Raw genomic sequence first — 23,020 nt, 5'->3', positions numbered from 1 at the left:
GGTCGGTCAGGCCGGACGCTTACAGTAGCCCTCCCCGGCTGGCGAGAAGCTATGCCCAAAAAGGAAAAGCCCCCGATCTCCGCGAGGAAATCAGGGGCCTTTTTGGGTGCGGGAAGGCGCACCAATCATAACAGAATAGAAATAATTCCTTTTTTTACAAGTGATTAGACAATTGATTTGAGAAAGATGGTTTTCGTGAAGAAAAGGCAGAGCCTGCGCTCACGTCGCGACTTCGATGTACGCCGTGACTTCGGGCAGAGTAACCATCAGAGTTCAGGCATCAATCTTCGGTGATAGGTTTTAGCCTGAAATGCAGTCCCGGCAGGCTCTGACCCACGTCTTTTCACGGCTAGATCAATGTCCTTACCGCACAAAAATTATTTTGTGTGGTAAGGACATTGAAACCTTTACCACACAGTATTATTTTTGTGTGGTAACCACGAAATCGGGAGTATTGCCGTGACATTCCGCAGGCATTCTCAAGTTGGCCAAGCTGGCTACCACGACCTCGTCTCACTCCTTCTGGACGAGACCGTTACTGATTTGCGCGGAACTCCGACCGCCCGGCAAATCAATGGCCGGACATACTGGTATGACCGCTACCGCATCGGAACCGCCATTCATGAAAAATACCTTGGTGAAGAAAAGCCGGACCTGCTGAGCCGCCTGGAACGCTTCGATGCCCTCAAAGACGAACGCGCCAGCCGCAGGCGCGAACGCGCGCGAATTGTACGGCTTTTGAGAAGCGAACGGTTTCTGGGGCTGGACGGCGCCAGCGGTAGCCTTATTGCCGCACTGGCTCGCACTGGCACCTTCCGGCTCGGAGGTGTTCTCGTCGGTACAACGGCTTTCAGACTCTATGAAGGCGAACTCGGCCTGCATCTCACACTCGACCAGACCGCGATGACAAATGACATCGACATCGCAAGCTTTGAAAAATTGTCCCTGGCACTCGGCGATACCGTTGAACCCTCCCTCCAGGAGGTTCTGGGAGGCTTTGAGTTCGCGCCGGTTCCCTCAATTGACAGAAACCGCGTCTGGCGGTGGCGCCAGTCGAATTCGGAGACAATGGTCGAATTCCTGACGCCGTCTTTCGAGGAAGAGGAAGGTCTCAAAGACCTGCCCGCCCTGGGCGTTAGTGCGCAGTCCCTTCACCATCTCAACTACCTTATCGCTGATCCGATTCATGCCGCGGCAATCTACCGGGACGGCATCCTTGTACGCATTCCGAGGCCTGAGAGGTTTGCCATCCATAAGCTGATCGTCTCCAACCGGCGCAAGGACGGCCCTGAAAGTCTGAAAGCCAGGAAGGACCTCCTGCAGGCTGCACTACTCATCGAGATCCTTTCGAATGACCGCCCGGCTGATCTGGAGGAAGCCTACTCAGACGCGATGTCACGGGGACCTCGCTGGCGCGAGCATATCGAGCGCAGCCTTTCCAGATCGCCCAACTCCCGGAAGCTTATTGAACGTTCAATCTCCGGATTGTAGACTGCCTGCCCGCTCAAATCTCGATGTTGATGTGCGTGAACTCGACCATATCTGTATCCGGACTGACAGAACCACCCCCAGATGGAGACCTGCTTGAGGATGGTGCCATAAGCCCGCATGCAAGCGCAAACAGACACGCGAGCGCCGGCGTGCGGAAAGGATAGTCCACCGCGCTATGAGCGAGGAGGAAGAGGATCGTCAGCGATGGGGCCTTCTGAGCGCTGTTTCCGTCGCGCCGCCTGATCCAGTGAATTCCAGACAGGCCGAACCACAAGACCATACCGGCAGCAAGAACGATCAGGCCTGGCAAACCCATTTCCAGCACGAGTTCCAGATAATCATTGTGCGTATCATTCACATAAAGGCTTTCCACGGCCTCGACCGGTTCATGGATGCGATGGACTGCTGCTCTGAGACCCAAGTCTGGACCATTCCGGGCTGGAGTTTTCCGGCCTTTCTCACACTGGCGGACTGGTGACGCCGGCATGATTGATCAGCGACGCCGGGGGTTTGTTCCCGATGGCACTGTGCGGTCTTACCGTATTGTAGTCTCTACGCCATCTTCCTAGTGTTTTTGGTTGCCTAACGCCTGTCAGCCCCGATACCTGCCAAAGAGGTCCACCAGCTCCGAAAACTTCTGCCTCTGAGTCTCGGCATCGCCGTCGCGGATGGCTTCTTCTACACAATGCGCTGCGTGGTTCTTCAGGAGCTCATCTTCGACCCTGCCAAGCGCAGCCTTGATTGCCTGAACCTGCGTCAGGATATCGATGCAGTACCTGCCCTCCTCGACCATGCCGGAGACACCGCGTACCTGACCTTCAATTCTGCGGAGACGAGTTACAACTGATTTTGGTGGGACGTGACGCATTTGACATATACCTCTTGGGGGTATATTTAGGCACCGAGAATTGTTTGGTCAACGCTCCATGACGGATACGCTTCGCCGCGCGATTATTGTCCTCACCCTGCTTGTGCTGGGTGGCGCCCACGCGGCCTGTGCGTGCGTGGGCGTTGCACAGGCGGTCTCCGGAGCAGAGGTCATGGTGGCGGCCGTCGCCAGCCACGACGCATACTCCGGCTCGCATCACACGCCTGATACTGGCCATTGTGACGAGGGCTCCGGAGATCCGGGCCATGACTGTGCCGGGTGCGAAGCGGTGGCCTTGCCGACCGATACCTCAACCAAGGCTGTCAGCGCGTTTCCCGCTGACAAAGCGGTTCTTCCGGCAAGGCCCGCCAATACGTCCATCGGGGTATTCAATTACCCTACCCTGAGGATTGTGCCGGTCCGAAGTCCGCCCTCGCCGGGCCCCTCGCTCGTAACCCTGAAAATACGCCTGCAGAATTGATCCAGTGATGATCGCTGCGTCGCCTCCCGGCTGCGCAATCCGTTTCTTCATCATTCAGACGCGCGCGCTTTCGCGCTGACGTCTCCGGACCGATCATTCACAGGAACTCTCTACATGAAACGCTCTCATTCAATCCTTGCCGCTGCCATTATGTTTGCAGCCTCTCCCGCCTTTGCGCTTGAAGGCGGCAGTTCCGCTGCCGCGATGCAGCGCTCAGATCATTGTGGCCTGCCGATGGGCGAAGGCATAGTGACCGCACTCGATGTCAAAGCCTCCGAAGCCACAATCGATCACACGCCAATTGCCGCCCTCAACTGGGACGCCATGATGATGGACTTCAAGGTGGCCAGGGGCGTTGACCTGTCCGCCTTCGCTGCCGGCGACCGCGTTCATTTCCTTCTGACTGAGGACACAAAGTCAACGTCTTACAGGATCGAAGCGATGTGTTCGCCCGATGCCCCGGAGGGCCTGCACAAGGCCTGCATGGACAAGATGCACGAGACGGCGATGGCGCTCGCAGCAAGCAGCGGCACGGCCTGCGACATGGGCAGGATGGATCATGGCGCGATGCCGGGCATGGACCACTCCGGCATGAAGGGCATGGACCATGGAAAGATGGACCACATGAAGCACGGCGACAAGAAACCAGCAGACGCCGAGGCCATGAGTTGCAACGAGATGTGCGCGATGATGAAAGCATCCTCCGATGCTGCGCCGGCTGACGAAAAGCCCGCCCCGGCGCAGGACCACAGTCAGCACTGATCCGATCGCCTGCTGCGCAGAGCGCTTCCGGCGCGCGCGGCAGGCGTTCCCCGCACAAGGTTCTTACCCATGCTCACACGACGACATCTCCTGCGCACAGCCGCCGCTGGCGGGGTGCTCGCTGCTTCTTCATCCCTCTTGCCGGCCTGGGCGCGTAGCGCCAATGCCGGAAACAAGGGCATCTTCGAAACACGCGGTAACGTTTTCGACCTCACCATCGGCCACAGCGCCGTCGAAATCGGCGGGCGCTCCGGCCACGCCATCACGATCAACGGAACGCTGCCCGGGCCGCTCATCCGGTTCCGCGAAGGCGAGAAGGTGACCCTCAGAGTCAAAAACACGCTCGACGAAGACACCTCCATCCACTGGCACGGCCTGCTCGTTCCCTTCCATATGGACGGGGTGCCCGGCGTCTCCTTCCCTGGTATCAATCCGAAGTCGACCTTCACCTATGAGTTCGCGGTCCCGCAGAGCGGCACCTACTGGTATCACTCCCATTCCGGACTTCAGGAACAGCTGGGCCATTACGGCCCGCTGATCATCGATCCTGCCGGCGCCGATCCCGTCGAAGCAGACCGTGAGTATGTGCTTGTTTTGTCCGACTGGACGTTCGAGCATCCGCACAAGGTGTTTGCCCGCCTGAAGAAAGATGCGGCCGTTTATAACTTCCAGCAGCGCACGGTTGGTGACTTCCTGAAGGACGCCCGTGAAGACGGTCTCGGCACAGCGCTTGCCGACCGGACTTCCTGGGGCGCCATGCGCATGTCGCCGACCGATATCTCGGATGTCACGGCCTCGGTCTATACCTACCTGATCAATGGTCATGCGACGCGAGACAACTGGACTGCAATCTTCAATTCCGGTGAACGCATCCGCCTGCGGATCATCAACGCCTCGGCGATGACGATCTTCAATTTCCGGATTCCGGGACTGCCGATGACGGTGGTTGCCGCTGACGGGCTCAATGTCCAACCGGTGGAGACCGACGAGTTCCAGATCGGGGTGGCGGAGACCTATGACGTGATTGTCAGTCCGACCCGAGCGCGGCCGTTTGCGCTGGTCGCGGAATCGATCGACCGGTCCGGTCAGGTGGTCGCCACTCTGGCGCCCGAGGCGGGCCTGGTTGCCACCGCGCCTCTCCTGCGCGAGCCGCCCGTTCTGACCCACCGCGACATGGGCATGGACATGGCATCCATGGATCACGGCTCAATGGCCGGCATGGACCATAGCGCCATGCCCGGCATGGATCACGGCGCGATGGACATGGCTGTGTCAGTCCCGCAGGGTCATGAACACCGGATGGGCGCCGGTGTGGATAACGTCGCCATGGTTCAGGTAAGCCGGATCGATGAGCCGGGGCTGGGCCTCGAATCAGTCCCGCACCGGGCGCTCCGGTATTCACAGCTGAGGAGTCTCACACCCAACCCCGACACACGGGCGCCGGGCCGCGAGATAGAGATCCACCTCACCGGCAACATGGAACGGTACATGTGGTCCTTCGACGGCGTGAAGCTCAGCGAGGTTACCGGTCCGATCATCTTCCATGAAGGCGAACGCCTGCGCGTGACGCTCGTCAACGATACGATGATGACGCATCCCATCCACCTGCACGGCATGTTTTTTGATCTCGTCGTGGGCGACACCGACCACAAGCCTCGTAAGCACACGGTGATCGTCAAGCCGGCAGAGCGAATCTCGTTCGACGTCACCGCCGACCATGTGGGCGACTGGGCCTTCCACTGCCACCTCCTGTTCCACATGCACGCCGGCATGATGCAGGTCGTCTCAGTCGTGCCGCGAGGTGCGGCGGCTGGCGCGGATGATCCGCATAGGGAGCACACGCCTTCGGCTACTCCGCCGACGGACGAGCCTCCGCCAAAAGAAGTCCCGATGACGGGCATGAGCCACGAAGGACACCGTTGATGACCCGCGCTCAAATGATTGCGACGATTATCCTGCTTTCACCGCTCGCAGCAGCGCCTGCCTTTGCTCAGGAGACGCCCGTACCTGGATCGCAGGCCGAAGCCTATTGGGATAAGAATGAATTCAAGGCGTCTCAGGATGCCCTGAAAAAAGAACATGGCGGAGGGACAAATTACATGATCCTCGCCGACCGGTTCGAATACCAATCAGGCGAGGGCTCTCCCGCTCTTCTTCTGGAGGGTCAGGGGTGGTGGGGTACGGACGAGAACCGGCTCTGGATAAAATCCGAGATCGACTATGATCTGGATGCTGGCAGTTTTGAAGAAACCGAACTGCAGGCACTTTGGTCCCGGCCCGTCGCGCGGTACTTCGACCTGCAGGCAGGTGTGCGTCATGATTTCGAGCCGGGCCCTTCCCGCACTTACGCGGTAGCCGGAATCCAGGGTCTCGCCCCTTATTGGTTCGAAGTCGACGGCGCAGTGTTCCTTAGTGAAGAAGGTGATCTCTCTGCCCGCTTCGAAGCCGAGTATGAATTCCTGCTGACCCAGCGTCTCGTGCTTCAACCGCGCACGGAACTGAACTTCGCGGCTGAAGATGTGCCCGAACTTGAAACCGGCGCCGGACTATCGACAGCGGAACTTGGCCTGCGCCTTCGCTATGAGTTCGATCGTCAGTTCGCGCCCTATGTCGGGGTCAATTGGCAAGCCTCGACCGGCGAGACCGCCGGCTTTGTCCGGGCCCGTGGAGGAGACACAGAAACCCTCTCCTTCGTCACCGGCATCAGGCTCTGGTTCTGAAGCGTATCTCATTGAAACTCTCGGTCCGGAAAGGACATCTCATGCACACGCCCAAATTAATCGCCGCAACACTTCTGGCGCTCGCTCTCTCAGCTGCTCCCGCGCTTGCCCACATCAGTGTCAAATCGACGAGCATCGAGAATGCGGCCGTCATCGACTCCGCTCCTGCAGACTTCTCGTTCAGCTTCAGCCAGCCGGTCGGTCTGATATCATTCTCTATCCAGACACAGGCCGGAGAAAAGGTCGATCTCGGCTTCACGCCGCCAAAAGCACCGGCAGCCACATTCACGGTGCCGCTGCCGGAACTCGCGCCCGGTCTCTACACCGTCGAATGGCGGACGATGTCGAAGGATGGTCATCCGATGACCGGCAAATCGACTTTCGAACTGAAGTAGGCCGGACCCATATGCCCCTGCTGGACGCCGCCAATCTTGCAACCAAGATCCTGCTCTATGGCGCCAGCCTCGCAGCGATCGGGGCGGCGCTTCACGGGGCGCTCGGACTGCACACCAACCGTCGCGCCTATACATGGCTCGCCGCCCTGGTGGCTGCCACCGCGCTGATCCGGCTGCTCATTCTCAACGCACAGATGGGCGGCAGCCTCGGCGCGGCGCTGTCCCTTGATCAGTTCGGGTGGACCTGGGCCGGCGGCGGAAGGCCTGCGCTGGCCTTGTTCGCGGGCGCTGTCCTCCTCTTTGCGGCAAGCATGGCGAAAGGTCGTATCCTTCCGATGCTCGCCGCTGTCAGCATCAGCGCAGGCTTTGGCCTCACGGGGCATACGGCAGGTCTTGAGGCGCCGGGGCTCGCCCCCTGGGTCGTTGCGGTCCATGTCCTGATCGCCGGCTTCTGGCTGGCGGCGCCCGTTACGCTCTGGCCTGCCCCTGCGCTGACTGACCGAGATGTTCTTGCCCGCGCGGAATCGTTCAGCCGTGTCGCCCGGTTCATCGTGCCGCTGCTGTTTGTAACCGGCCTCTACCTTTTCTGGCGGATCAATGGCGACCTGACATCGGCGCTCAGCTCCGGATACGGACGGCTCCTTGCTACTAAGTTTCTGGCCGCACTACTGATCCTCGGACTTGGCGCCCTCAACATGACCCGTGTCACACACCAGCTCGCCACTGATGCCGTCAGCGGGCGGGCGAACCTCCGGGCGACGCTCCGGGTGGACTCGGTGCTCTTTGTGCTGATTCTCGGTATCATTGCCGCCGCAACAACAATTTCTGGCCCAGTTGAATAAGGAAACCCGAATGAAAACCTACATCGTCGTCACCTTTACTGAACTTGCGGATGAACAGAATGCGTTCGGGCGCGGCGGATTGTTCCGGCTTTCAGAAACAACCGGTCCACGCACTGGAAATATACCCCCACGGGGTAATTGACGGATACGGTATGGGGGTATATTTGAAGGTATGGTAAATGCACGCAGGAGCCCGGCATGTCTTCCAAAGAAACCATGACATTTGCGGATCAGTCACAAAAGCACGACCCGGTCTGCGGCATGACCCCGAAGGCAGATACTCCGCACCGGCTCATGCATGAAGGCGCCGAGGTCGTATTCTGCAGCGCGGGTTGTAAATCAAAGTTTGAAGCCAATCCCTCTGCCTACATGAGTCAAGCTGCGGTGCCTGAAGTGCTCATGCATGATCACTCAGGCCACGGGCCTGCCTGTCACGGTCACGCCAGCGTGACACCTTCAAAGACAGCCGCTCCTGGCAGTCAGTGGACGTGCCCCATGCATCCGGAGATCGTGCGGGACGGCCCCGGTGACTGCCCGATCTGCGGGATGGCCCTGGAACCGATGACGCCGACAGCGGGCGATGGCCCCAATCCCGAACTGGGCGACATGAAACGCCGCTTTGTATTCGGCGTGGTGCTGTCATTGCCATTGCTGGTCATCGAAATGGGCGGGCACGTCTTCGGAATTGACAGGTTCATTCCGCCAACGATCAATCCCTGGATCCAGATGGCGCTGGCGACACCGGTTGTACTCTGGGCGGGCTGGCCTTTCTTTGTGCGGGGCGCCGCGTCGGTCAAAAACCGCAGCCTCAACATGTTTTCGCTGATCGCGCTCGGTACAGGTGCGGCCTGGATCTACAGTATGGTCGCGGCGATTGCGCCAGGCCTGTTCCCGCCCGGACTGCGCTCGGCACACGGCACTGTGCCAGTGTATTTTGAGGCCTCTGCGGTGATCATCACGCTTGTGCTGCTTGGGCAGGTCCTTGAACTCCAGGCGCGCGAAGCGACCGGTGGCGCCATCCGGGCGCTCCTCGACCTTGCCCCGAAGACTGCCCGCCGGATTCGTGCCGATGGCACCGAAGAAGATGTGCCACTCGAAACAGTGGTCGCTGGGGACCGCCTGCGCGTGCGGCCCGGGGAAAAAATACCGGTCGATGGCGTCGTCGCCGAGGGCCGCTCCTCCATCGACGAGTCGATGGTCACAGGGGAATCGATGCCGGTCACCAAGTCGGTCAATGACCGGGTTATCGGCGCAACGGTCAATCAGACCGGCAGCCTGATTGTCGAAGCGCAGCGTGTCGGCAGCGAGACCATGCTCTCCCAGATTGTCCATCTCGTGGCCGAGGCGCAACGCAGCCGCGCGCCCATCCAGCGCCTTGCAGACCAGGTGTCGGGCTGGTTTGTTCCGGCCGTAATCGTTATCGCTGTGGCGGCCTTCTTCGGCTGGCTCATGTTCGGACCAGAGCCTGCCTTCTCCTACGGGCTCATAGCGGCCGTGTCGGTGTTGATCATCGCCTGCCCCTGCGCGCTCGGCCTCGCCACGCCGATGTCGATCATGACCGGCGTCGGTGCGGGCGCACGCGCCGGGGTGCTGATCCGGAATGCCGAAGCGCTTGAGCGTATGGAAAAGGTCGATACCCTGCTCATCGACAAGACCGGAACCCTGACAGAAGGCAAACCGGCGCTTGTCGGGATGGATATAGCGCCCGGCGCGGATGAAACCGCCGCCCTCCGCCTTGCAGCGAGTCTTGAGAGTGTCAGCGAGCATCCTCTGGCCGCCGCGATCGTCGCCGCAGCCCGTGCGAAAGGTCTTGAACTCGCCGAACCCTCAGATTTTGATTCGCCCACTGGAAAAGGCGTCGTGGGTATCGTCGGGGAACAAAAGGTGGCGCTAGGCGCCGAGCGCTTCATGGACGAACTCGCCATCGACACAACCGCGTTGCACGCACTTGCAGAACGCCGCCGGGCGGACGGCGCGACGGCCATTTATCTGGCCGTCGATGGCGCCGCGCTTGCGGTGCTCGCAATTTCTGACCCGGTGAAGGCATCGACACCGAATGCACTGAAAGCCCTTCGGGAGGCTGGCCTCCATATCGTCATGGCGACGGGAGATAATCGCACGACCGCTGACGCGATCGCCCGCTCACTGGGTATCGATGCCATCGAAGCCGAAGTTTTACCCGCTCAGAAAGCAGAGATCGTGAAGCGCCTGATCGCCGAAGGGCGGGTCGTCGCCATGGCGGGGGACGGCGTCAACGATGCGCCCGCCCTTGCGGCGGCCGATGTTGGCATCGCTATGGGCACCGGCACGGATGTCGCGATTGAAAGCGCTGGCGTCACTTTGCTTAAGGGCGACCTTGGAGGCATTGTCCGGGCCCGAACTATTTCCCGGGCGACCATGCGGAACATCCGCCAGAACCTGTTCTTCGCTTTTGCTTATAACGCTGCAGGAATTCCTATCGCCGCCGGGGTGCTTTATCCGCTCACCGGCGCCCTGCTCTCTCCGATGATCGCGGCTGCCGCAATGGCCCTCTCGTCCGTGTCCGTCATCGTGAACGCGCTGCGGCTGGGTCAGCTGGAACGGCGTTGATCAGGCAGAGTCTCTATCAATCCGCCTTGGATCAACAGATACCCCGTCCAGATTGATAAGGAAATAATCCGTTCGAGCCAGTACTGGGGGAAATAGAGCATGTCATCGCGCGTGATCTCTTCAAGGGGGGGCCAGCAGCGTGATGAAGTTCCTGACAGCCTTCTCTCTGGGATTCTACCAGCGCCGCCCCTAGTCTGAACTTTTACCAAAGGTCTTTTCGCGCGCAAGCGTCCAGTAAAGGTCAAACGCCTTTCAGCCCGTGATGGCCGGTTTGTCCGCTTCCCCCAGGAGCGTGTTGCCTTCCATTGGAGCAAGATAAACATTGGCGGCCACAAGGCTGAGTAGCCGGGTGCACTGAAGTACCGACGCTTAGGCGTAGTGAAACTGAAACCTGCCGCGTGACGTCCATCAATCCGGCCGCTTAAAGAGAGTGTGCTCAGTCCGCCGTCACACCTCGCTTCTCCATTGAAGGCCATAAACGTTTGGAAGAATGACAGTTCCCCTGCCTCAGCAAATGAGCCGGATGGCACCCAGATCAGACTGGCTAATACACGCGCACCCTGCCATTTACCGGCAAATAAGTATTTTGCCGGTAAATAACTATTCAGGAACACTCTCTTTTCAACCAGACCAGCTACGCAGAGCTCCTTGACCAGCTCCGCCTGGCGTCCACGTCGGCATTTGCCGAGGGCTCGAGCTTCCGTAAGCGTCGTATCTCCGGAAAAGAATACTGGTACGTTCAGGAGCCCACGACATCCCAGGGACGTCCCCCGGAGCGCTATCTGGGTCCTGACACCCCCGAGCGCAGGGCAGCCATAGAATGTTGATTGCCGTTGAGAACTGACCCTGGGAGGGCAGAAATTTCCACTGAGAACTGACCCATGTTTGAACCGGTCCCGAGCTTTGGCGAGCGGGGGACCATAGAGTGTTGGACATGGCATTATTGAGCGTTATCCGGCGGTGGTATCACCGCGACCAGCTGTCGATCCGGGAGATCGCCCGGCGGACAGGCCTTTCAAGAAACACGCTGCGCAAGCACCTGCGATCCGAGGTGGTCGCGCCGCGTTTCAGGACGCCGGACCGGCCGAGCAAGCTGGATCCTTATGCGGACCGGCTGTCGGCATGGCTGCGCCGGGAGATGACGCGGCCGCGCAAACAAAGCGCACGATCAAGCAGCTGCATGCCGATCTGGTGAGCCTTGGATATGACGGCTCGTATGGCCGTGTGGCGGCGTTTGCGCGGGCGTGTCCAGACGAGTACCGCGTCCAGCAGCAAACGAGCGGACGCGGAACATTTGTGCCGCTCTCGTTCGCGCCGGGAGAGGCGTTCCAGTTTGACTGGAGCGAGGACTGGGCCATCATTGACGGTGTTCGCACCACGCTTCAGGTCGCCCACTTCAAGCTCAGCTACAGCCGCGCCTTCTTCGTGCGGGCTTACATCCTTCAGACCCATGAAATGCTGTTCGACGCGCACAACCATGCGTTCCGTATGCTGGGCGGCGTGCCGCGTCGCGGGATCTACGACAATATGAGCACAGCGGTCGACAAGGTCGGGCGCGGCAAGGCCCGGGCCGTCAACGCGCGGTTTGCGGCGATGGTCAGCCACTACATGTTCGAGGCCGAGTTCTGCAATCCGGCGGCCGGTTGGGGCTCGCCTTGGTGCGCCAATGGTTCGAGCACCATTGGCGAGCGGCCAGGTCGAGAAAAACGTCAGGATGCGCGCCATCGACTCTGGCAGCCTATACCGCATGCGGAGCGTCTGGACGCCCTGAACCTCTGGCTTGAGCAGCGATGCCCTGCGCTGTGGCAGGACATCCCGCATGGCACTCAGCCCGGTTCTGTTGCCGATGCCTGGGCTGATGAAGCCGGCAGCCTGATGCCGGCGGGCCGGCCGTTCGATGGCTTCGTGGAATATGGCAAGCGGGTCTCTCCCACCTGCCTCGTGCATCTGGAACGCAGTCGCTACAGTGTGCCGTGCTACGGGCTTACGCGGCCCCATCTGGGGCCACGGTCCCTTCGCACCGTTCGCCAATCGTCCTGTGAGCCTGCGGGTCTATCCGGGCCACTTCCTCGTCGTCGCCGAGGGCCAGGTCGTCTGCGAACACCGGCGCGTCATCGAGCGATCTCACGATGGCCCGGGGCGCACGATCTATGACTGGCGCCACTATCTCGCAGTGGTCCAGCGCAAGCCGGGCGCGCTGCGCAATGGCGCGCCGTTTCTGGAGCTGCCAGACGACTTCCGGCGGCTTCAGCAGCAACTTCTGCGTACGCCGGGCGGTGACCGGGAAAGGGTCGAGATCCTGGCGCTGGTCCTGCAGCACGACGAGGAAGCGGTTCTGACGGCCGTGACGATGGCGCTGGAAGCGGGCGTTGCGACCAAGACCCATATCCTGAACCTGCTGCACCGGCTGGTCGATGGCAAACCCATCAGCACACCGCCTGTGACGGCGCCGCAGGCGTTGCGCCTGGCCAGAGAGCCACAGGCCAATGTCGATCGCTACGATACGCTGCGTGCAGCCGGGGAGACCCGTCATGCGTCATGATCCAGCCAGCGGCGCGATCGTCGTCATGTTGCGCGGTCTGAAGATGCACGGAATGGCGCAGGCCGTCACTGATCTCATGGCTCAGGGCTCGCCAGCGTTCGAGGCCGCAATCCCGATGCTGTCCCAGCTCCTGAAAGCCGAAACCGCAGAACGGGAAGTGCGGTCCGTTGCATACCAGCTGAACAGCGCACGGTTCCCCGCTTACCGCGACCTGGCAGGCTTCGACTTTGCCAGCAGCGAGATCAATGAAGCCCTCGTCCGCCAGCTTCATCGGTGTGACTTTATCGATGTGGCCGACAATATCGTCCTGGTCGGCGGGCCGGGCACCGGCAAGACGCGTATCGCGACGGCGCTCGGCGTACATGCGATCGAGCACTATCGGCGCCGTGTCCGGTTCTTCTCAACCGTCGAGCTGGTCAATGCACTCGAACAGGAAAAGGCTCAAGGGCGAACCGGTCAGATCGCGAACCGTCTGATCCACTCCGATCTCGTGATCCTTGACGAGCTAGGCCAACCGAGTCTCCATACTGCACGGATGACCTGGTCTTATCGTCAGAAGCTCCAAGTATCTGGCCCCTTTGGTGAAAACCGGTACCCGCCCCACGGGACTGCCCGATATTGTCTGGCCCCGCTCTGATATTGCCTGAATCACGTAAAACACTACCAAAGAGCAATGAGCGGAGACTTCCTGGATCGCCTCAAGTCGGCAAGGTACACCGTCGCTTTGCTATTCGAGCAAAGTGAGGGTGATTTTGGCCCGATCTTCGCACGCTTGGATATGGAAATTAGACAGCGTGAGGAACTGGAAGCGCGCGTTAAGCAGGTGCTTGAAGAAGGAAAGCCGCCGAAACGCTCCTGAAAATCAGCCAAGGAACAGCAACAAAGCACTGAGAGGGAGAGGGAGAGCTTCTCCGCCAACTCGAAAACGCCATAGAACATTGTTTTAATTCAATTCTTTAAAAACGTGTGTAGCAATTTGTGCAGCAAAATGTGCAGCAGTTTTAGGACAGTCGAGCGCCTGTCAGCCTTGGCGAACTCGACATGTGGATACCCTTTTCTGAATATTGTTGAGAGATGTACGGGCGGACGAAACTGCAGATAGTGGTTCGCGCCCCATGATAATGCGGCATGTCCACATTGAAGAGTTGGTCCTCAAGATTAGTGGATGCTCAAAGCAAGTGTTAAGGGACCAGTCGCCGGTATCGCCTTGTGTCGTGAGGCATGACACCGGCACTGTATTGACGACCAGGTTCGAATGACTGTCGAGTGGGGGCGGCCGAAATTGCGGCGCAACCAGCTCCAATTGGAAGGATGGAATGGAGCGTTTGCGAAAACAAACCTTCTTCTCCGACCATCCAAGTGAACCAGTCCGAACGCTCAAATGTTTACATATGAGTATCCTTCCAGTATCGAGCCAGCATGCGCCATTTCTGGATAGCTCTGCTTTGCATCGTGTTTTCGGTGTCCGGATCAATGATCCAGGCAGCGCATACGGCAGCGCATGCACAGATACCGGCTGTGCTGGACACTCACGATAATGAAGATCACGAGCACGATCATGCCAGTCATGGCGACGATCATGACGTTCGCATTTTCGACGAGCATCACCATGCCGAGGGCCATTCGGGCGATCATGGCGCGGAACTTCATCTGACCGCCATCAGTGTGTCGCCTTTCACATCCGCCCCACCCCTGCCTGAAGCAGAGGCGAAAATCTTCTTAGCCGATTTGCAGCAACCTTCTCCGCTGCTCCCCCCTGATCCGGACCCTGATCGGGCCTGACCCTGAGCGTCGCTGGCAAGCCTTGAGGCACGCCAGGCAACTATCCGTGGTCAGGAGCTATTCTTCTTATGTCTTCCAAATTTGTCAGCCTCGCGATTGCGATGGCTTTGTCGGGCGCTTCGGCGCAGGCACAAACTGATCCCTGTGGGGACGTACAAGAGCAGATTGAGGTAATCCCGCTCGGACGTGCTATCCAACTCGCCGTCGAAGCCGATCTCCGGCCTGAGCTTGCCAACGCTGAAGTCCGCGCGGCAAGAACCGAGCGCGCGATTGCGGCGCTCCGGCCAGCGGATACCGTCTCGCTTGAAATCGAGGATTTCCCTGGCTCAGGTCTCGCCAGCGAAATCGATAACCTCCAGGTCACCGCCAGCTTCTCTCGTGTCTGGGAGCGCGGGGGCAAGCGCGAGGCGCGTGAAGCGCTTGCCCGCAGAGGGGTCGAAGTTGCCGGGACACGCCTTGCGGCCGCAGAATTCGAAATCCGGGAAGAAGTCGAAACGCTCTATGCCGAAGCCGCGCTTGCCGAAGGCAGGCTGGCCCTCGCATGTGACCAGATAGCCCTTTCGCGTGAGCTCGAAGTGGTCATCCAGCGGCGCGTCGAGGCCGCGCGCGATCCCCTTCTCGCCGGCGCGCGGGCAACCTCCGACCGTTTACGCGCGGAAGCCGAAGCACGCCGCCACGCGGCGCAGGCTGAAAACCTCCGGGCCGCACTCGGCGCCTATTGGCTGGCCAAGGACGATTTCCGGATTGACCCGGATTTTCTGGAAGCAAGGGTCGAACCGCGCGCCTTTGATATCGCAGATCTTTCCTCTCCGGAACTCGACCGCCTTGCCAAAGAACAGCTCCGATCGGCAGCTCTGATAGAACTTGAACGCGCCCAGGCTATTACGGATATCACCTGGAATGTCGGGCTCCGCAAATTCGGACTGGAAGAGGATGCGGCCGTCATTGCGGGGGCTTCAATTCCGCTTGGCACGGGGGGCCGAAGCGAGGCAACCGTTGCCCGCGCTCGGGCTGACCAGCTCCGTATAGAAGTCGAACGTGAAACCCTCCGGCAGGAACTGATCCGCCGCGCCGCTGGGTATCAACGCGCCGCGCTCAGCGCGCTGGAACAGATTGAGGAGATCGACACCGTACTACTGCCGGCCGCAAATGAAGCCGTCGCGCTCGCCCGCGACGGTTATGCCCGCGGCGCCTTCTCCTATCTCGACATCATCAGTGCCCAGAACGCCGTGGATGACCTGCGAGAAGAACGTCTCACCCATCTGAGAACCTACGTCCTGAACAAAGCTGCGCTGGCGCGCCTGAGCCCTGCCGCACACAGACCCGCCCCGACCTCGGAGACTCCGGAATGAACCATCCCCTCAACAGACGGGTTGCCCCCCTTGCGGCCATGTTTCTTCTTGGACTCATTGCCGCGTGTGGCAACAACGCGAGGCAAGCTGCGTCGGATACAGATCACGGTGAGGCGGCTGCGGAAGACTATGCACGCGGCCCCAATAACGGACGCCTGCTTCAAGACGGACCGCTTGCGCTTGAGATGACGATTTTCGAAACGGGCGTGCCGCCTCAGTACCGGATATACCCGTACATTGATGGCGAGCCACTCGCCCCGTCCTCGGTCGACCTGACCGTCAAGCTGCATCGCCTCGGCGGCATCGTGGACACATTCCAGTTCGTGCCCAGGCAGGACTATCTGATGGGCGACGGCGTGGTCACCGAACCCCATTCCTTCGAAGTTGAAGTCACGGCCGTATTCGAAGGCAAAACGCATGCCTGGCGATACGAGTCGTTTGAAGGGCGCACAACCATACCGGAGGATGTAGCCGCCGAGGCCGGTGTCGGCATTGAAACAGCAGGCCCCGGAATCGTCCGGGATCTGCTCCTCTTATCCGGCGAAGTGTCGCTTGCCCCGTCTGCTACATCCTCCGTGCGGGCAACCTACCCTGGACCGGTCCGATCCGTCAGCGTCAATGTTGGCGATCACGTGCAGCGCGGCCAACCGCTTGCGCGCATCGAATCCTCCAGCAGCCTGCAGGAATATACCGTCACAGCCCCAAAGAGCGGAACAATCCTTGAGCGGAATACAAACGCCGGTGACGTAGCCGGCGCAGACCCACTCTTCGTGATTGCCGATCTCGGCCAGATGGAAGCTTACCTGCATGTTTTTCCGAGGGACGCGGCCCGCGTAAAAGCAGGCCAGACGGTCCGGCTCGGTGTTGCGGGCGGCGAAATGACGACAGAGACCAACATTTTGCGGTTCCTTCCGATGGCCGGCGCGAATTCCCAGACAAGGATTGCGGTTGCCGGAATTCCGGCCGAGTCAGGCCTGCAGCCCGGCATGCGCCTGATGGCAGAAGTCGTGATTGCCGAAAACGAAGTGCCGCTGACCGTTCGGGAAGCGGGCCTTCAGAGTTTCCGCGACTTTACCGTCGTCTATGCGAAGGTTGGCGACACCTACGAGGTGCGCATGCTCGAGCTCGGGCGCCGCGACGGCGAGCGGGTTGAAGTCCTCGGCGGCCTGCGGCCCGGCGAGATCTACGTCACCGACAATTCCTTCCTCATCAAGGCCGACATCGAAAAGTCCGGCGCCAGCCACGACCATTAGGGGACGGATATGCTCGAACGCATCATAGAATTCTCCATTCGCCAGCGCTGGCTGGTGATGGCCATTGTCGTCGGCCTCGCCGGATTGGGCATCTGGAACTTTAACCGGCTGCCCATCGACGCAGTCCCGGACATCACCAATGTCCAGGTGCAGATCAATACTGAAGCGCCAGGATTTTCACCATTGGAGACCGAGCAGCGGATCACTTTCCCGGTCGAGACTGCGATCTCGGGTCTTCCCGGGCTGGACTATACGCGATCTGTCTCCCGCTACGGTCTGAGCCAGGTCACGGTCGTGTTTGATGACGGAACGGACATCTACCGGGCCCGGCAGCTCGTCTCCGAGCGCATCCAGTCCGTACAGGGAGCGCTTCCTGAAGGGATCACCCCCGAGCCGGGTCCGATCGCGACGGGTCTTGGCGAGATCTACATGTACATCCTCGCGGCTGAACCCGGCGCCATGAAGCAGGATGGCACGCCCTGGTCCCCGATGGACCTGCGGACACTGAACGACTGGGTCGTGCTACCCCAGCTACGCACCGTCAAGGGCGTCACCGAAGTCAACACGATCGGCGGATTCAAGAAGGAAATCCATATCCTGCCTGACCCGGCAGCCATGGCGGGCTTCAGTCTCACCCTGGATGACATCCTCTCGGCCGTCGCCCGCAACAACGCCAATACCGGTGCGGGCTATATCGAGCGCAATGGCGAGCAGAACCTCATCCGCGTGCCCGGACAGGCCCAGAGCCTTGATGACTTGCGTGCGATCGCCGTCAACGACACCGGCATTGTCAGTATCCGGCTTGGCGACGTCGCAGAGGTCCGCGAAGGCGAGGAGCTACGAACAGGCGCCGCCACCCAGAACGGCGAAGAAATCGTACTTGGCACGGCTTTCATGCTGGTCGGGGAGAACAGCCGCACTGTATCCATTGCGGTCGATGAGAAGGTCGATGCCATTCGGCCGGGTCTACCGGCAGGCGTGACCATCAGCCCGGTCTACAATCGCACCAACCTCGTCGACGCAACGATCGCCACCGTCGAAAAGAACCTCGCCGAGGGGGCGCTCCTCGTGATCGTCATCCTCTTCCTGCTGCTCGGCAATATCAGGGCCGCGCTGCTGACAGCGGCGGTCATTCCGCTCGCCATGCTGATGACCGTGACAGGCATGGTCAGCAACAGGGTCTCGGGCAACCTCATGAGCCTCGGCGCGCTTGATTTTGGCCTGATCGTCGACGGCGCGGTGATCATTGTTGAAAACTGCCTCAGGCGGTTTGGCGAGGCTCAGCACCGGCTCGGGCGCCTGCTTACCCAGGAGGAGCGGTTCTCGCTGGCCGCGTCAGCGTCGAGCGAAGTGATCAGGCCGTCGATCTTCGGCGTGATCATCATCACGGTGGTCTATCTGCCGATTTTTGCGCTCACCGGCATTGAGGGCAAGATGTTCCATCCGATGGCCTTCACGGTTGTGATTGCCCTCACATCGGCCCTGATCCTGTCGCTCACCTTCGTTCCGGCCGCTGTTGCGCTGCTGGTACGCGGAAAAGTCACGGAGAAGGAAAGCTGGATAATGCGCGGCGCCAAAGCCGCCTACCGCCCGGCGCTTCGGTTTGCTCTGGGAGCCCGGTACGCCGTAGTAGTCGGCGCGATTGCCTTGGTAGGCTTTGCCGGCTGGGGCGCTACACGGCTTGGCTCTGAGTTCATCCCCAACCTCGATGAAGGCGACATCGCCCTGCATGCCTTGCGCATTCCGGGCACCAGCCTCACCCAGGCTGTCGAGATGCAGGAAATGCTCGAGCGGCGCATCAAAGAGCTGCCGGAAGTCGAGCGCGTATTTGCCAAGATCGGCACGCCCGAAATCGCAACCGACCCGGTGCCACCCAGCGTCGCCGACACGTTCATCATCCTGAAGCCGCGCAAGGAATGGCCCGATCCCCGCAAGCCTAAAGCCGCTTTCGTGGCCGAATTGCAGGCCGCGGTCCAGGAGATTCCCGGCAGCAAGTATGAGATCACCCAGCCGATCGAAATGCGGTTTAACGAGCTCATCTCGGGCGTGCGCGCGGACGTTGCTCTCAAAATCTACGGGGATGATCTGGATACGCTTGCTGAACTCGCCGAGACGGTCGAAGGCATCGTTGCCTCCGTTCCCGGCGCGGCAGATGTCCAGCATGAGCAAGTCACAGGCCTGCCAATCCTGTCGATCCATCCTGACCGCGATGCTCTGGCGCGCTACGGGCTCGACGTCAGCGATGTGCAGCGCGTCGCGGGGATCGCGCTCGGCGGCGAAGTCGCCGGGCGTTACTTCGAAGGCGACCGGCGGTTCGACATCGTCGTGCGCTTCCCCGAATATCTGCGTACAGATGTGTCAGCCATCGAACGTCTGCCGGTGCCACTCCCGGAAAGCCGTCGCGGCGCGGGCGGGCCGATGTTCGTGCCCCTGTCGGAAGTGGCCCGTGTCGAGATTGCCCCCGGCCCCAACCAGATCAGCCGGGAAAACGGCAAGCGTAAACTCACCGTCACAGCGAACGTCCGCGATCGCGATCTCGGCTCCTTCATCACCGAGCTGCAGGGCCGTTTGGACGCAGAGGCCGAACTGCCATCCGGCTACTGGGTGGAGTATGGCGGCACATGGGAACAGCTCGTCTCGGCGAGCCAGCGCCTCACCCTCGTCGTGCCGATTGCGCTCCTGACGATATTCGGGCTGCTGCTCATGTTGTTCGGCTCGGTCCGGGACGCGGGCATCGTGTTCACCGGCGTTCCCCTCGCCCTGACGGGCGGGGTTGCAGCACTCGCCTTACGGGATCTGCCCCTGTCAATCTCGGCCGGGGTCGGGTTCATTGCCCTCTCGGGGATTGCGGTGCTGAACGGCGTCGTCATGCTGAGCTTCATCCGGCAGAGACGCGAGGCCGGAGAGACGCTCGACGCAGCGATCTTCGACGGCGCGCTCCAACGCCTGCGGCCCGTCCTGATGACAGCCTTGGTTGCCAGCCTCGGCTTCGTGCCGATGGCGCTCAATGTCGGCCTTGGCAGCGAAGTCCAGCGTCCGCTGGCCACCGTCGTGATCGGCGGGATCATCTCGGCTACGCTGCTCACCTTGCTGGTGCTTCCCGCGCTCTACCGGATCGTCCATGCCGGAGAGCGAATAATCAAACCAACACCCGGCTCTCCTGAGCCCGTTCCGGCGGAGTAAGAAGATGACATATTTCATCCTGAAGGCAGCTCTGTCAGGCGTTCTCATCGCCCTCATCTCGGAGGTTGCGCGGCGGTTCCCAGGCTTCGGCGGGCTGATCGCGTCCCTCCCGCTAATCTCACTGATGGCGATCATATGGCTGTGGCGAGACACCGGCGGCGACATCGCCCAAGTCGCGAGCCATGCCCGCGCAACACTCTGGTATGTCGTGCCGAGCCTTCCTTTCTTCCTGATCCTGCCGGCACTCATGGAGAAAGGCGTGAACTTCTGGGTGTCGCTCGCGGTCGCCAGCGTCATCACGATCGGCCTTTACCTGTCGGCGATCTGGCTTTCTGGCCGGCTGGGCGTCACTTTCGGACAAGGACAATAATCATGCGGACACTGATCGTACTGACAGGCCTCGCGGCACTAAACGCCTGCACAACTTACCCCTATGAGATAAAACCTCTGACGACAGAGCAATCTGATGCCGTAGAAACAGCCTGCGGCCATCGGCCTGTTTCCAAGCTCAGGGGCACTCGCTCACCGCGCGAGGTGATCTATTCAGCCTGCCGAGGCGAGACGCTCAAGGCAATTCGCGCACCGGAGGACCTGACGGATGCATCCTGAATTGCCAAACCCGGCTGCCCGCCCGGCCATCACCGGGCCAATTTTCGCAGCACTGTTGGCCGCTGTAGCCTTTGCGTTCCCCGGCGAAGCCTTCGCCCACGCCGTCGCCGAAGGCGACAAGGGTTACATCCAGGAGATTTCAGGGGTTCACCTGATGTCCTTCCTGTATCTTGGTGCCAAGCACATGGTGACCGGATATGACCACATCCTGTTCCTGCTGGGCGTGATCTTCTTCCTCTACCGGATGAAGGACATCGGCATTTATGTCAGCCTGTTCGCCATCGGTCATTCAACCACGATGCTGGCGGGGGTCTACTTCAACTTCGGCATCAACAGCTACATCATCGATGCCATCATCGGCCTGTCGATTGTCTACAAGGCGCTCGACAATATGGGTGCCTATCAGCGCTGGTTCGGCTTCCAGCCTGACACGAAAGCCGCAACGCTGATCTTCGGCTTTTGCCATGGGTTTGGTCTTTCGTCCAAAATTCTCGACTACGAAATCTCGCCCGACGGGCTCCTGCCCAACCTGCTGGCCTTCAATGTCGGCGTCGAAATCGGCCAGCTTCTGGCCCTCGGCGCGATCCTGATCGCCATGGGTTTCTGGCGGCGCACGCCTTCATTCCTGAAATACGCCTATACCGCAAATGTGGTGATGATGGCCGCCGGCTTCCTGTTGGCCGGCTACCAGATCACCGGCTACTTCCTCGCCTAGGAGAACATGCTCATGTACAACACCGATATGCCGGGCCGCGCCGAGCTGCCGACCACGCGCCAGCTCATCCGCTCCACCCTGATTGCCCTAGTCACAGCCGCCGCACTGCTCGTGACCGTCGTTCTGCCAGCAGAATACGCCGTGGACCGGACCGGGGCTGGCCGCGTTCTGGGCCTTACACAAATGGGAGAAATCAAGCAGCAGCTCGCTGAAGAAGCTGAGGCTGATGCTGCCGTGAATGTGGAAACCGCAGACTCTGATGCACCGCTCACGGAAGAAACAGGTGCGCCGCAGGTGGCTGAAACCTCAGCCAGCACAGCGACGCCACAAGAGCCGGCGACCGACTGGCGGGACGAGGTCACACTCACCCTCGCGCCCGGCGAAGCGGCCGAGATCAAGCTCGTGATGAAGCTTGGCGAAACATCCCGCTACGAATGGCGCGTCGATCAGGGTCATGTGAATTCGGACCTGCATGGCGATGGTACAGCCGGACAATCCACAAGCTACCGGAAAGGCCGCGCCGAAGCCTCGGACACCGGCGAGCTGACGGCAGCATTCGACGGGTCGCATGGTTGGTTCTGGCGCAACCGGAGTGATGTGCCCGTGACGTTGGTATTGCAGACAACAGGGGACTACAGCGAGCTCAAACGCGTTCTCTGACCTTGCCTCTCCGCAGGCCGCTGAGCGAACCTTCAGTAAATTCAGGCGATAGCTGGATTTGTTACGTAAAGCTCCACGCCAGGGCGCTGCCGTCGAATGATTGATAAAATACGCTTTTATTAATCACTTTCGCTGCATAATATGATCGAAATAATGGGATATTCTCGATCATGGCCTGGAACTGGGAACTGCGCGACTGGCCGGATTTCGTCCGGGACCGGCAGAAACTCGCCGCCCGCGAGACGCGTTTTCTCGAGCAGGCGGGCGTCCTGATCGGCACCTCCCGTCACATTTCCGAAGAAGACAGGATCGAGCTCAGCATATCGGTCATGAGCCTGGAAGCAATCGATACGTCTGAGATAGAGGGGGAAACGCTGGACCGGGCAAGTGTCCAGTCCTCTATTCAGCGGGCTCTCGGTCTGAAGGCCGCCCGGACATCCGCGCGTCCCGCCGAGAGCGGGATCGCGGAAATGATGGTTGACCTGCTGCAGACAACAGGTGAGCCGCTGTCGGACGAGATGCTTCATCGCTGGCACAGGAAAATGCTGGGCGGCCGCACTGATCTGAAGAACCTCGGTGGCTACCGGGAGCATGAAGAACCGATGCAGATCATATCAGGCGCTTCCTATGCGCCAAAGGTTCACTATGAGGCGCCGCCTTCAAGCTCCGTTCCCGGCCATATGGCGGCATTCATCACCTGGTTTAACAAGACTGCGCCGACAGGTGAGGCACCGCTGCTTCCGATCGAGCGGTCCGGACTTGCGCATCTCTGGTTT

The 23,020-nt window shown here is 60.4% G+C and carries 22 protein-coding genes and 1 pseudogene; 19 read left to right on the top strand and 4 right to left on the bottom strand.

Annotation, left to right across the window (positions count from 1 at the left end; translation table 11 throughout):
• Positions 1 to 459: 459 nt before the first annotated feature.
• Complete coding sequence (locus HPO_RS18520) at positions 460 to 1,491, top strand: nucleotidyltransferase family protein (protein ID WP_035602352.1); 1,032 nt, start codon at positions 460 to 462, stop codon at positions 1,489 to 1,491.
• A gap of 13 nt (positions 1,492 to 1,504) precedes the next feature.
• Here HPO_RS18520 and HPO_RS20645 read toward each other — a convergent pair whose 3' ends face one another.
• The 3 genes from HPO_RS20645 to HPO_RS18510 are packed head-to-tail and all read right to left on the bottom strand — an operon-like array spanning position 1,505 to position 2,359.
• Entirely contained in the window at positions 1,505 to 1,912 is a 408-nt protein-coding gene (locus HPO_RS20645) for an O-antigen ligase family protein (RefSeq protein ID WP_157532924.1), read from the bottom strand.
• A gap of 37 nt (positions 1,913 to 1,949) precedes the next feature.
• Positions 1,950 to 2,177, bottom strand: a complete 228-nt coding sequence (locus HPO_RS21135; protein WP_084324446.1) for an integrase core domain-containing protein — start codon at positions 2,175 to 2,177, stop codon at positions 1,950 to 1,952.
• Positions 2,084 to 2,359 carry a metal-sensitive transcriptional regulator gene (locus tag HPO_RS18510; RefSeq protein ID WP_035602346.1) on the bottom strand — a complete coding sequence of 92 codons (276 nt, stop codon included), beginning with the start codon at positions 2,357 to 2,359 and terminating at the stop codon, positions 2,084 to 2,086. The genes HPO_RS21135 and HPO_RS18510 overlap by 94 nt, the downstream gene beginning before the upstream one ends.
• 58 nt (positions 2,360 to 2,417) lie before the next feature.
• On the opposite strand from HPO_RS18510, the gene HPO_RS18505 reads away from it, so the two are divergent.
• The 11 genes and pseudogenes from HPO_RS18505 (at position 2,418) to HPO_RS18460 (ending at position 13,549) form a co-directional block, all read left to right on the top strand.
• Positions 2,418 to 2,840 (top strand): hypothetical protein, encoded by a 423-nt coding sequence (locus tag HPO_RS18505; RefSeq protein ID WP_035602343.1) that lies wholly within the window; start codon positions 2,418 to 2,420, stop codon positions 2,838 to 2,840.
• A 114-nt stretch (positions 2,841 to 2,954) separates the two neighbouring features.
• Positions 2,955 to 3,602 (top strand): copper-binding protein, encoded by a 648-nt coding sequence (locus HPO_RS20070; protein ID WP_051612818.1) that lies wholly within the window; start codon positions 2,955 to 2,957, stop codon positions 3,600 to 3,602.
• A gap of 69 nt (positions 3,603 to 3,671) precedes the next feature.
• Positions 3,672 to 5,525 carry a copper resistance system multicopper oxidase gene (locus HPO_RS18495; protein ID WP_035602340.1) on the top strand — a complete coding sequence of 618 codons (1,854 nt, stop codon included), beginning with the start codon at positions 3,672 to 3,674 and terminating at the stop codon, positions 5,523 to 5,525.
• On the top strand, positions 5,525 to 6,322 hold the full coding sequence (locus HPO_RS18490) for a copper resistance protein B (protein ID WP_035591786.1): 798 nt from the start codon (positions 5,525 to 5,527) through the stop codon (positions 6,320 to 6,322). Before HPO_RS18495 ends, HPO_RS18490 begins: the two co-directional genes overlap by 1 nt.
• Before the next feature lie 41 nt (positions 6,323 to 6,363).
• Entirely contained in the window at positions 6,364 to 6,717 is a 354-nt protein-coding gene (locus tag HPO_RS18485; protein WP_011646711.1) for a copper resistance CopC family protein, read from the top strand.
• Positions 6,718 to 6,728: 11 nt separating this feature from the next.
• Positions 6,729 to 7,559 (top strand): copper resistance D family protein, encoded by an 831-nt coding sequence (locus tag HPO_RS18480; RefSeq protein WP_035602338.1) that lies wholly within the window; start codon positions 6,729 to 6,731, stop codon positions 7,557 to 7,559.
• 10 nt (positions 7,560 to 7,569) lie between these two features.
• On the top strand, positions 7,570 to 7,701 hold the full coding sequence (locus HPO_RS21130) for a hypothetical protein (protein WP_277813446.1): 132 nt from the start codon (positions 7,570 to 7,572) through the stop codon (positions 7,699 to 7,701).
• A 56-nt stretch (positions 7,702 to 7,757) separates the two neighbouring features.
• Positions 7,758 to 10,148, top strand: coding sequence for a heavy metal translocating P-type ATPase (locus tag HPO_RS18475; RefSeq protein WP_051612817.1), 2,391 nt, complete (start codon positions 7,758 to 7,760; stop codon positions 10,146 to 10,148).
• A gap of 934 nt (positions 10,149 to 11,082) precedes the next feature.
• A pseudogene (gene istA, locus HPO_RS18470) lies at positions 11,083 to 12,690 on the top strand (IS21 family transposase).
• Positions 12,680 to 13,327 carry an ATP-binding protein gene (locus tag HPO_RS18465; RefSeq protein WP_084324444.1) on the top strand — a complete coding sequence of 216 codons (648 nt, stop codon included), beginning with the start codon at positions 12,680 to 12,682 and terminating at the stop codon, positions 13,325 to 13,327. The pseudogene istA and the gene HPO_RS18465 overlap by 11 nt, the downstream one beginning before the upstream one ends.
• A 36-nt stretch (positions 13,328 to 13,363) precedes the next feature.
• Positions 13,364 to 13,549, top strand: a complete 186-nt coding sequence (locus HPO_RS18460; RefSeq protein WP_035602335.1) for a hypothetical protein — start codon at positions 13,364 to 13,366, stop codon at positions 13,547 to 13,549.
• Between the two features lie 611 nt (positions 13,550 to 14,160).
• Here the strand turns inward: HPO_RS18460 and HPO_RS18455 are convergent.
• Positions 14,161 to 14,325, bottom strand: coding sequence for a hypothetical protein (locus HPO_RS18455; protein ID WP_157532923.1), 165 nt, complete (start codon positions 14,323 to 14,325; stop codon positions 14,161 to 14,163).
• A 215-nt stretch (positions 14,326 to 14,540) separates the two neighbouring features.
• Here HPO_RS18455 and HPO_RS18450 point away from each other — a divergent pair, with 215 nt between their 5' ends.
• The 7 genes from HPO_RS18450 to HPO_RS18420 all read left to right on the top strand — a co-directional run.
• Positions 14,541 to 15,824, top strand: a complete 1,284-nt coding sequence (locus HPO_RS18450; RefSeq protein WP_035602330.1) for a TolC family protein — start codon at positions 14,541 to 14,543, stop codon at positions 15,822 to 15,824.
• A complete protein-coding gene (locus HPO_RS18445) occupies positions 15,821 to 17,077 on the top strand; it encodes an efflux RND transporter periplasmic adaptor subunit (protein WP_035602327.1) in 1,257 nt (418 codons plus the stop codon). Before HPO_RS18450 ends, HPO_RS18445 begins: the two co-directional genes overlap by 4 nt.
• A gap of 9 nt (positions 17,078 to 17,086) precedes the next feature.
• Positions 17,087 to 20,260: an efflux RND transporter permease subunit gene (locus tag HPO_RS18440; protein ID WP_035602324.1), complete on the top strand. Its 3,174-nt coding sequence runs from the start codon at positions 17,087 to 17,089 to the stop codon at positions 20,258 to 20,260.
• A gap of 4 nt (positions 20,261 to 20,264) precedes the next feature.
• Entirely contained in the window at positions 20,265 to 20,630 is a 366-nt protein-coding gene (locus tag HPO_RS18435) for a DUF3147 family protein (protein ID WP_035602321.1), read from the top strand.
• 228 nt (positions 20,631 to 20,858) lie between these two features.
• Positions 20,859 to 21,584, top strand: coding sequence for a HupE/UreJ family protein (locus HPO_RS18430; RefSeq protein WP_035602318.1), 726 nt, complete (start codon positions 20,859 to 20,861; stop codon positions 21,582 to 21,584).
• A 12-nt stretch (positions 21,585 to 21,596) separates the two neighbouring features.
• Positions 21,597 to 22,244, top strand: coding sequence for a hypothetical protein (locus tag HPO_RS18425; RefSeq protein WP_035602315.1), 648 nt, complete (start codon positions 21,597 to 21,599; stop codon positions 22,242 to 22,244).
• Positions 22,245 to 22,414: 170 nt separating this feature from the next.
• On the top strand, positions 22,415 to 23,020 hold a 606-nt coding region (locus HPO_RS18420; RefSeq protein WP_035602312.1), incomplete at its 3' end, for a Fic family protein.

The organism is Hyphomonas polymorpha PS728 (genome assembly GCF_000685315.1).
GTDB lineage: Bacteria > Pseudomonadota > Alphaproteobacteria > Caulobacterales > Hyphomonadaceae > Hyphomonas > Hyphomonas polymorpha.
Note: the sequence above shows the minus strand (reverse complement) of the source record. Positions and strands in the feature narration are given on the sequence as shown.

Bases quoted from the DNA above. Each gene is read 5' to 3' on its own strand.
- HPO_RS18510 (WP_035602346.1), bottom strand. From the start codon at position 2,359: ATGCGTCACGTCCCACCAAAATCAGTTGTAACTCGTCTCCGCAGAATT.
- HPO_RS18505 (WP_035602343.1), top strand. From the start codon at position 2,418: ATGACGGATACGCTTCGCCGCGCGATTATTGTCCTCACCCTGCTTGTG.
- HPO_RS20070 (WP_051612818.1), top strand. From the start codon at position 2,955: ATGAAACGCTCTCATTCAATCCTTGCCGCTGCCATTATGTTTGCAGCC.
- HPO_RS18495 (WP_035602340.1), top strand. From the start codon at position 3,672: ATGCTCACACGACGACATCTCCTGCGCACAGCCGCCGCTGGCGGGGTG.
- HPO_RS18490 (WP_035591786.1), top strand. From the start codon at position 5,525: ATGACCCGCGCTCAAATGATTGCGACGATTATCCTGCTTTCACCGCTC.
- HPO_RS18485 (WP_011646711.1), top strand. From the start codon at position 6,364: ATGCACACGCCCAAATTAATCGCCGCAACACTTCTGGCGCTCGCTCTC.
- HPO_RS18480 (WP_035602338.1), top strand. From the start codon at position 6,729: ATGCCCCTGCTGGACGCCGCCAATCTTGCAACCAAGATCCTGCTCTAT.
- HPO_RS21130 (WP_277813446.1), top strand. From the start codon at position 7,570: ATGAAAACCTACATCGTCGTCACCTTTACTGAACTTGCGGATGAACAG.
- HPO_RS18475 (WP_051612817.1), top strand. From the start codon at position 7,758: ATGTCTTCCAAAGAAACCATGACATTTGCGGATCAGTCACAAAAGCAC.
- HPO_RS18465 (WP_084324444.1), top strand. From the start codon at position 12,680: ATGCGTCATGATCCAGCCAGCGGCGCGATCGTCGTCATGTTGCGCGGT.
- HPO_RS18460 (WP_035602335.1), top strand. From the start codon at position 13,364: ATGAGCGGAGACTTCCTGGATCGCCTCAAGTCGGCAAGGTACACCGTC.
- HPO_RS18455 (WP_157532923.1), bottom strand. From the start codon at position 14,325: ATGATCGCCCGAATGGCCCTCGGCATGGTGATGCTCGTCGAAAATGCG.
- HPO_RS18450 (WP_035602330.1), top strand. From the start codon at position 14,541: ATGTCTTCCAAATTTGTCAGCCTCGCGATTGCGATGGCTTTGTCGGGC.
- HPO_RS18445 (WP_035602327.1), top strand. From the start codon at position 15,821: ATGAACCATCCCCTCAACAGACGGGTTGCCCCCCTTGCGGCCATGTTT.
- HPO_RS18440 (WP_035602324.1), top strand. From the start codon at position 17,087: ATGCTCGAACGCATCATAGAATTCTCCATTCGCCAGCGCTGGCTGGTG.
- HPO_RS18435 (WP_035602321.1), top strand. From the start codon at position 20,265: ATGACATATTTCATCCTGAAGGCAGCTCTGTCAGGCGTTCTCATCGCC.
- HPO_RS18430 (WP_035602318.1), top strand. From the start codon at position 20,859: ATGCATCCTGAATTGCCAAACCCGGCTGCCCGCCCGGCCATCACCGGG.
- HPO_RS18425 (WP_035602315.1), top strand. From the start codon at position 21,597: ATGTACAACACCGATATGCCGGGCCGCGCCGAGCTGCCGACCACGCGC.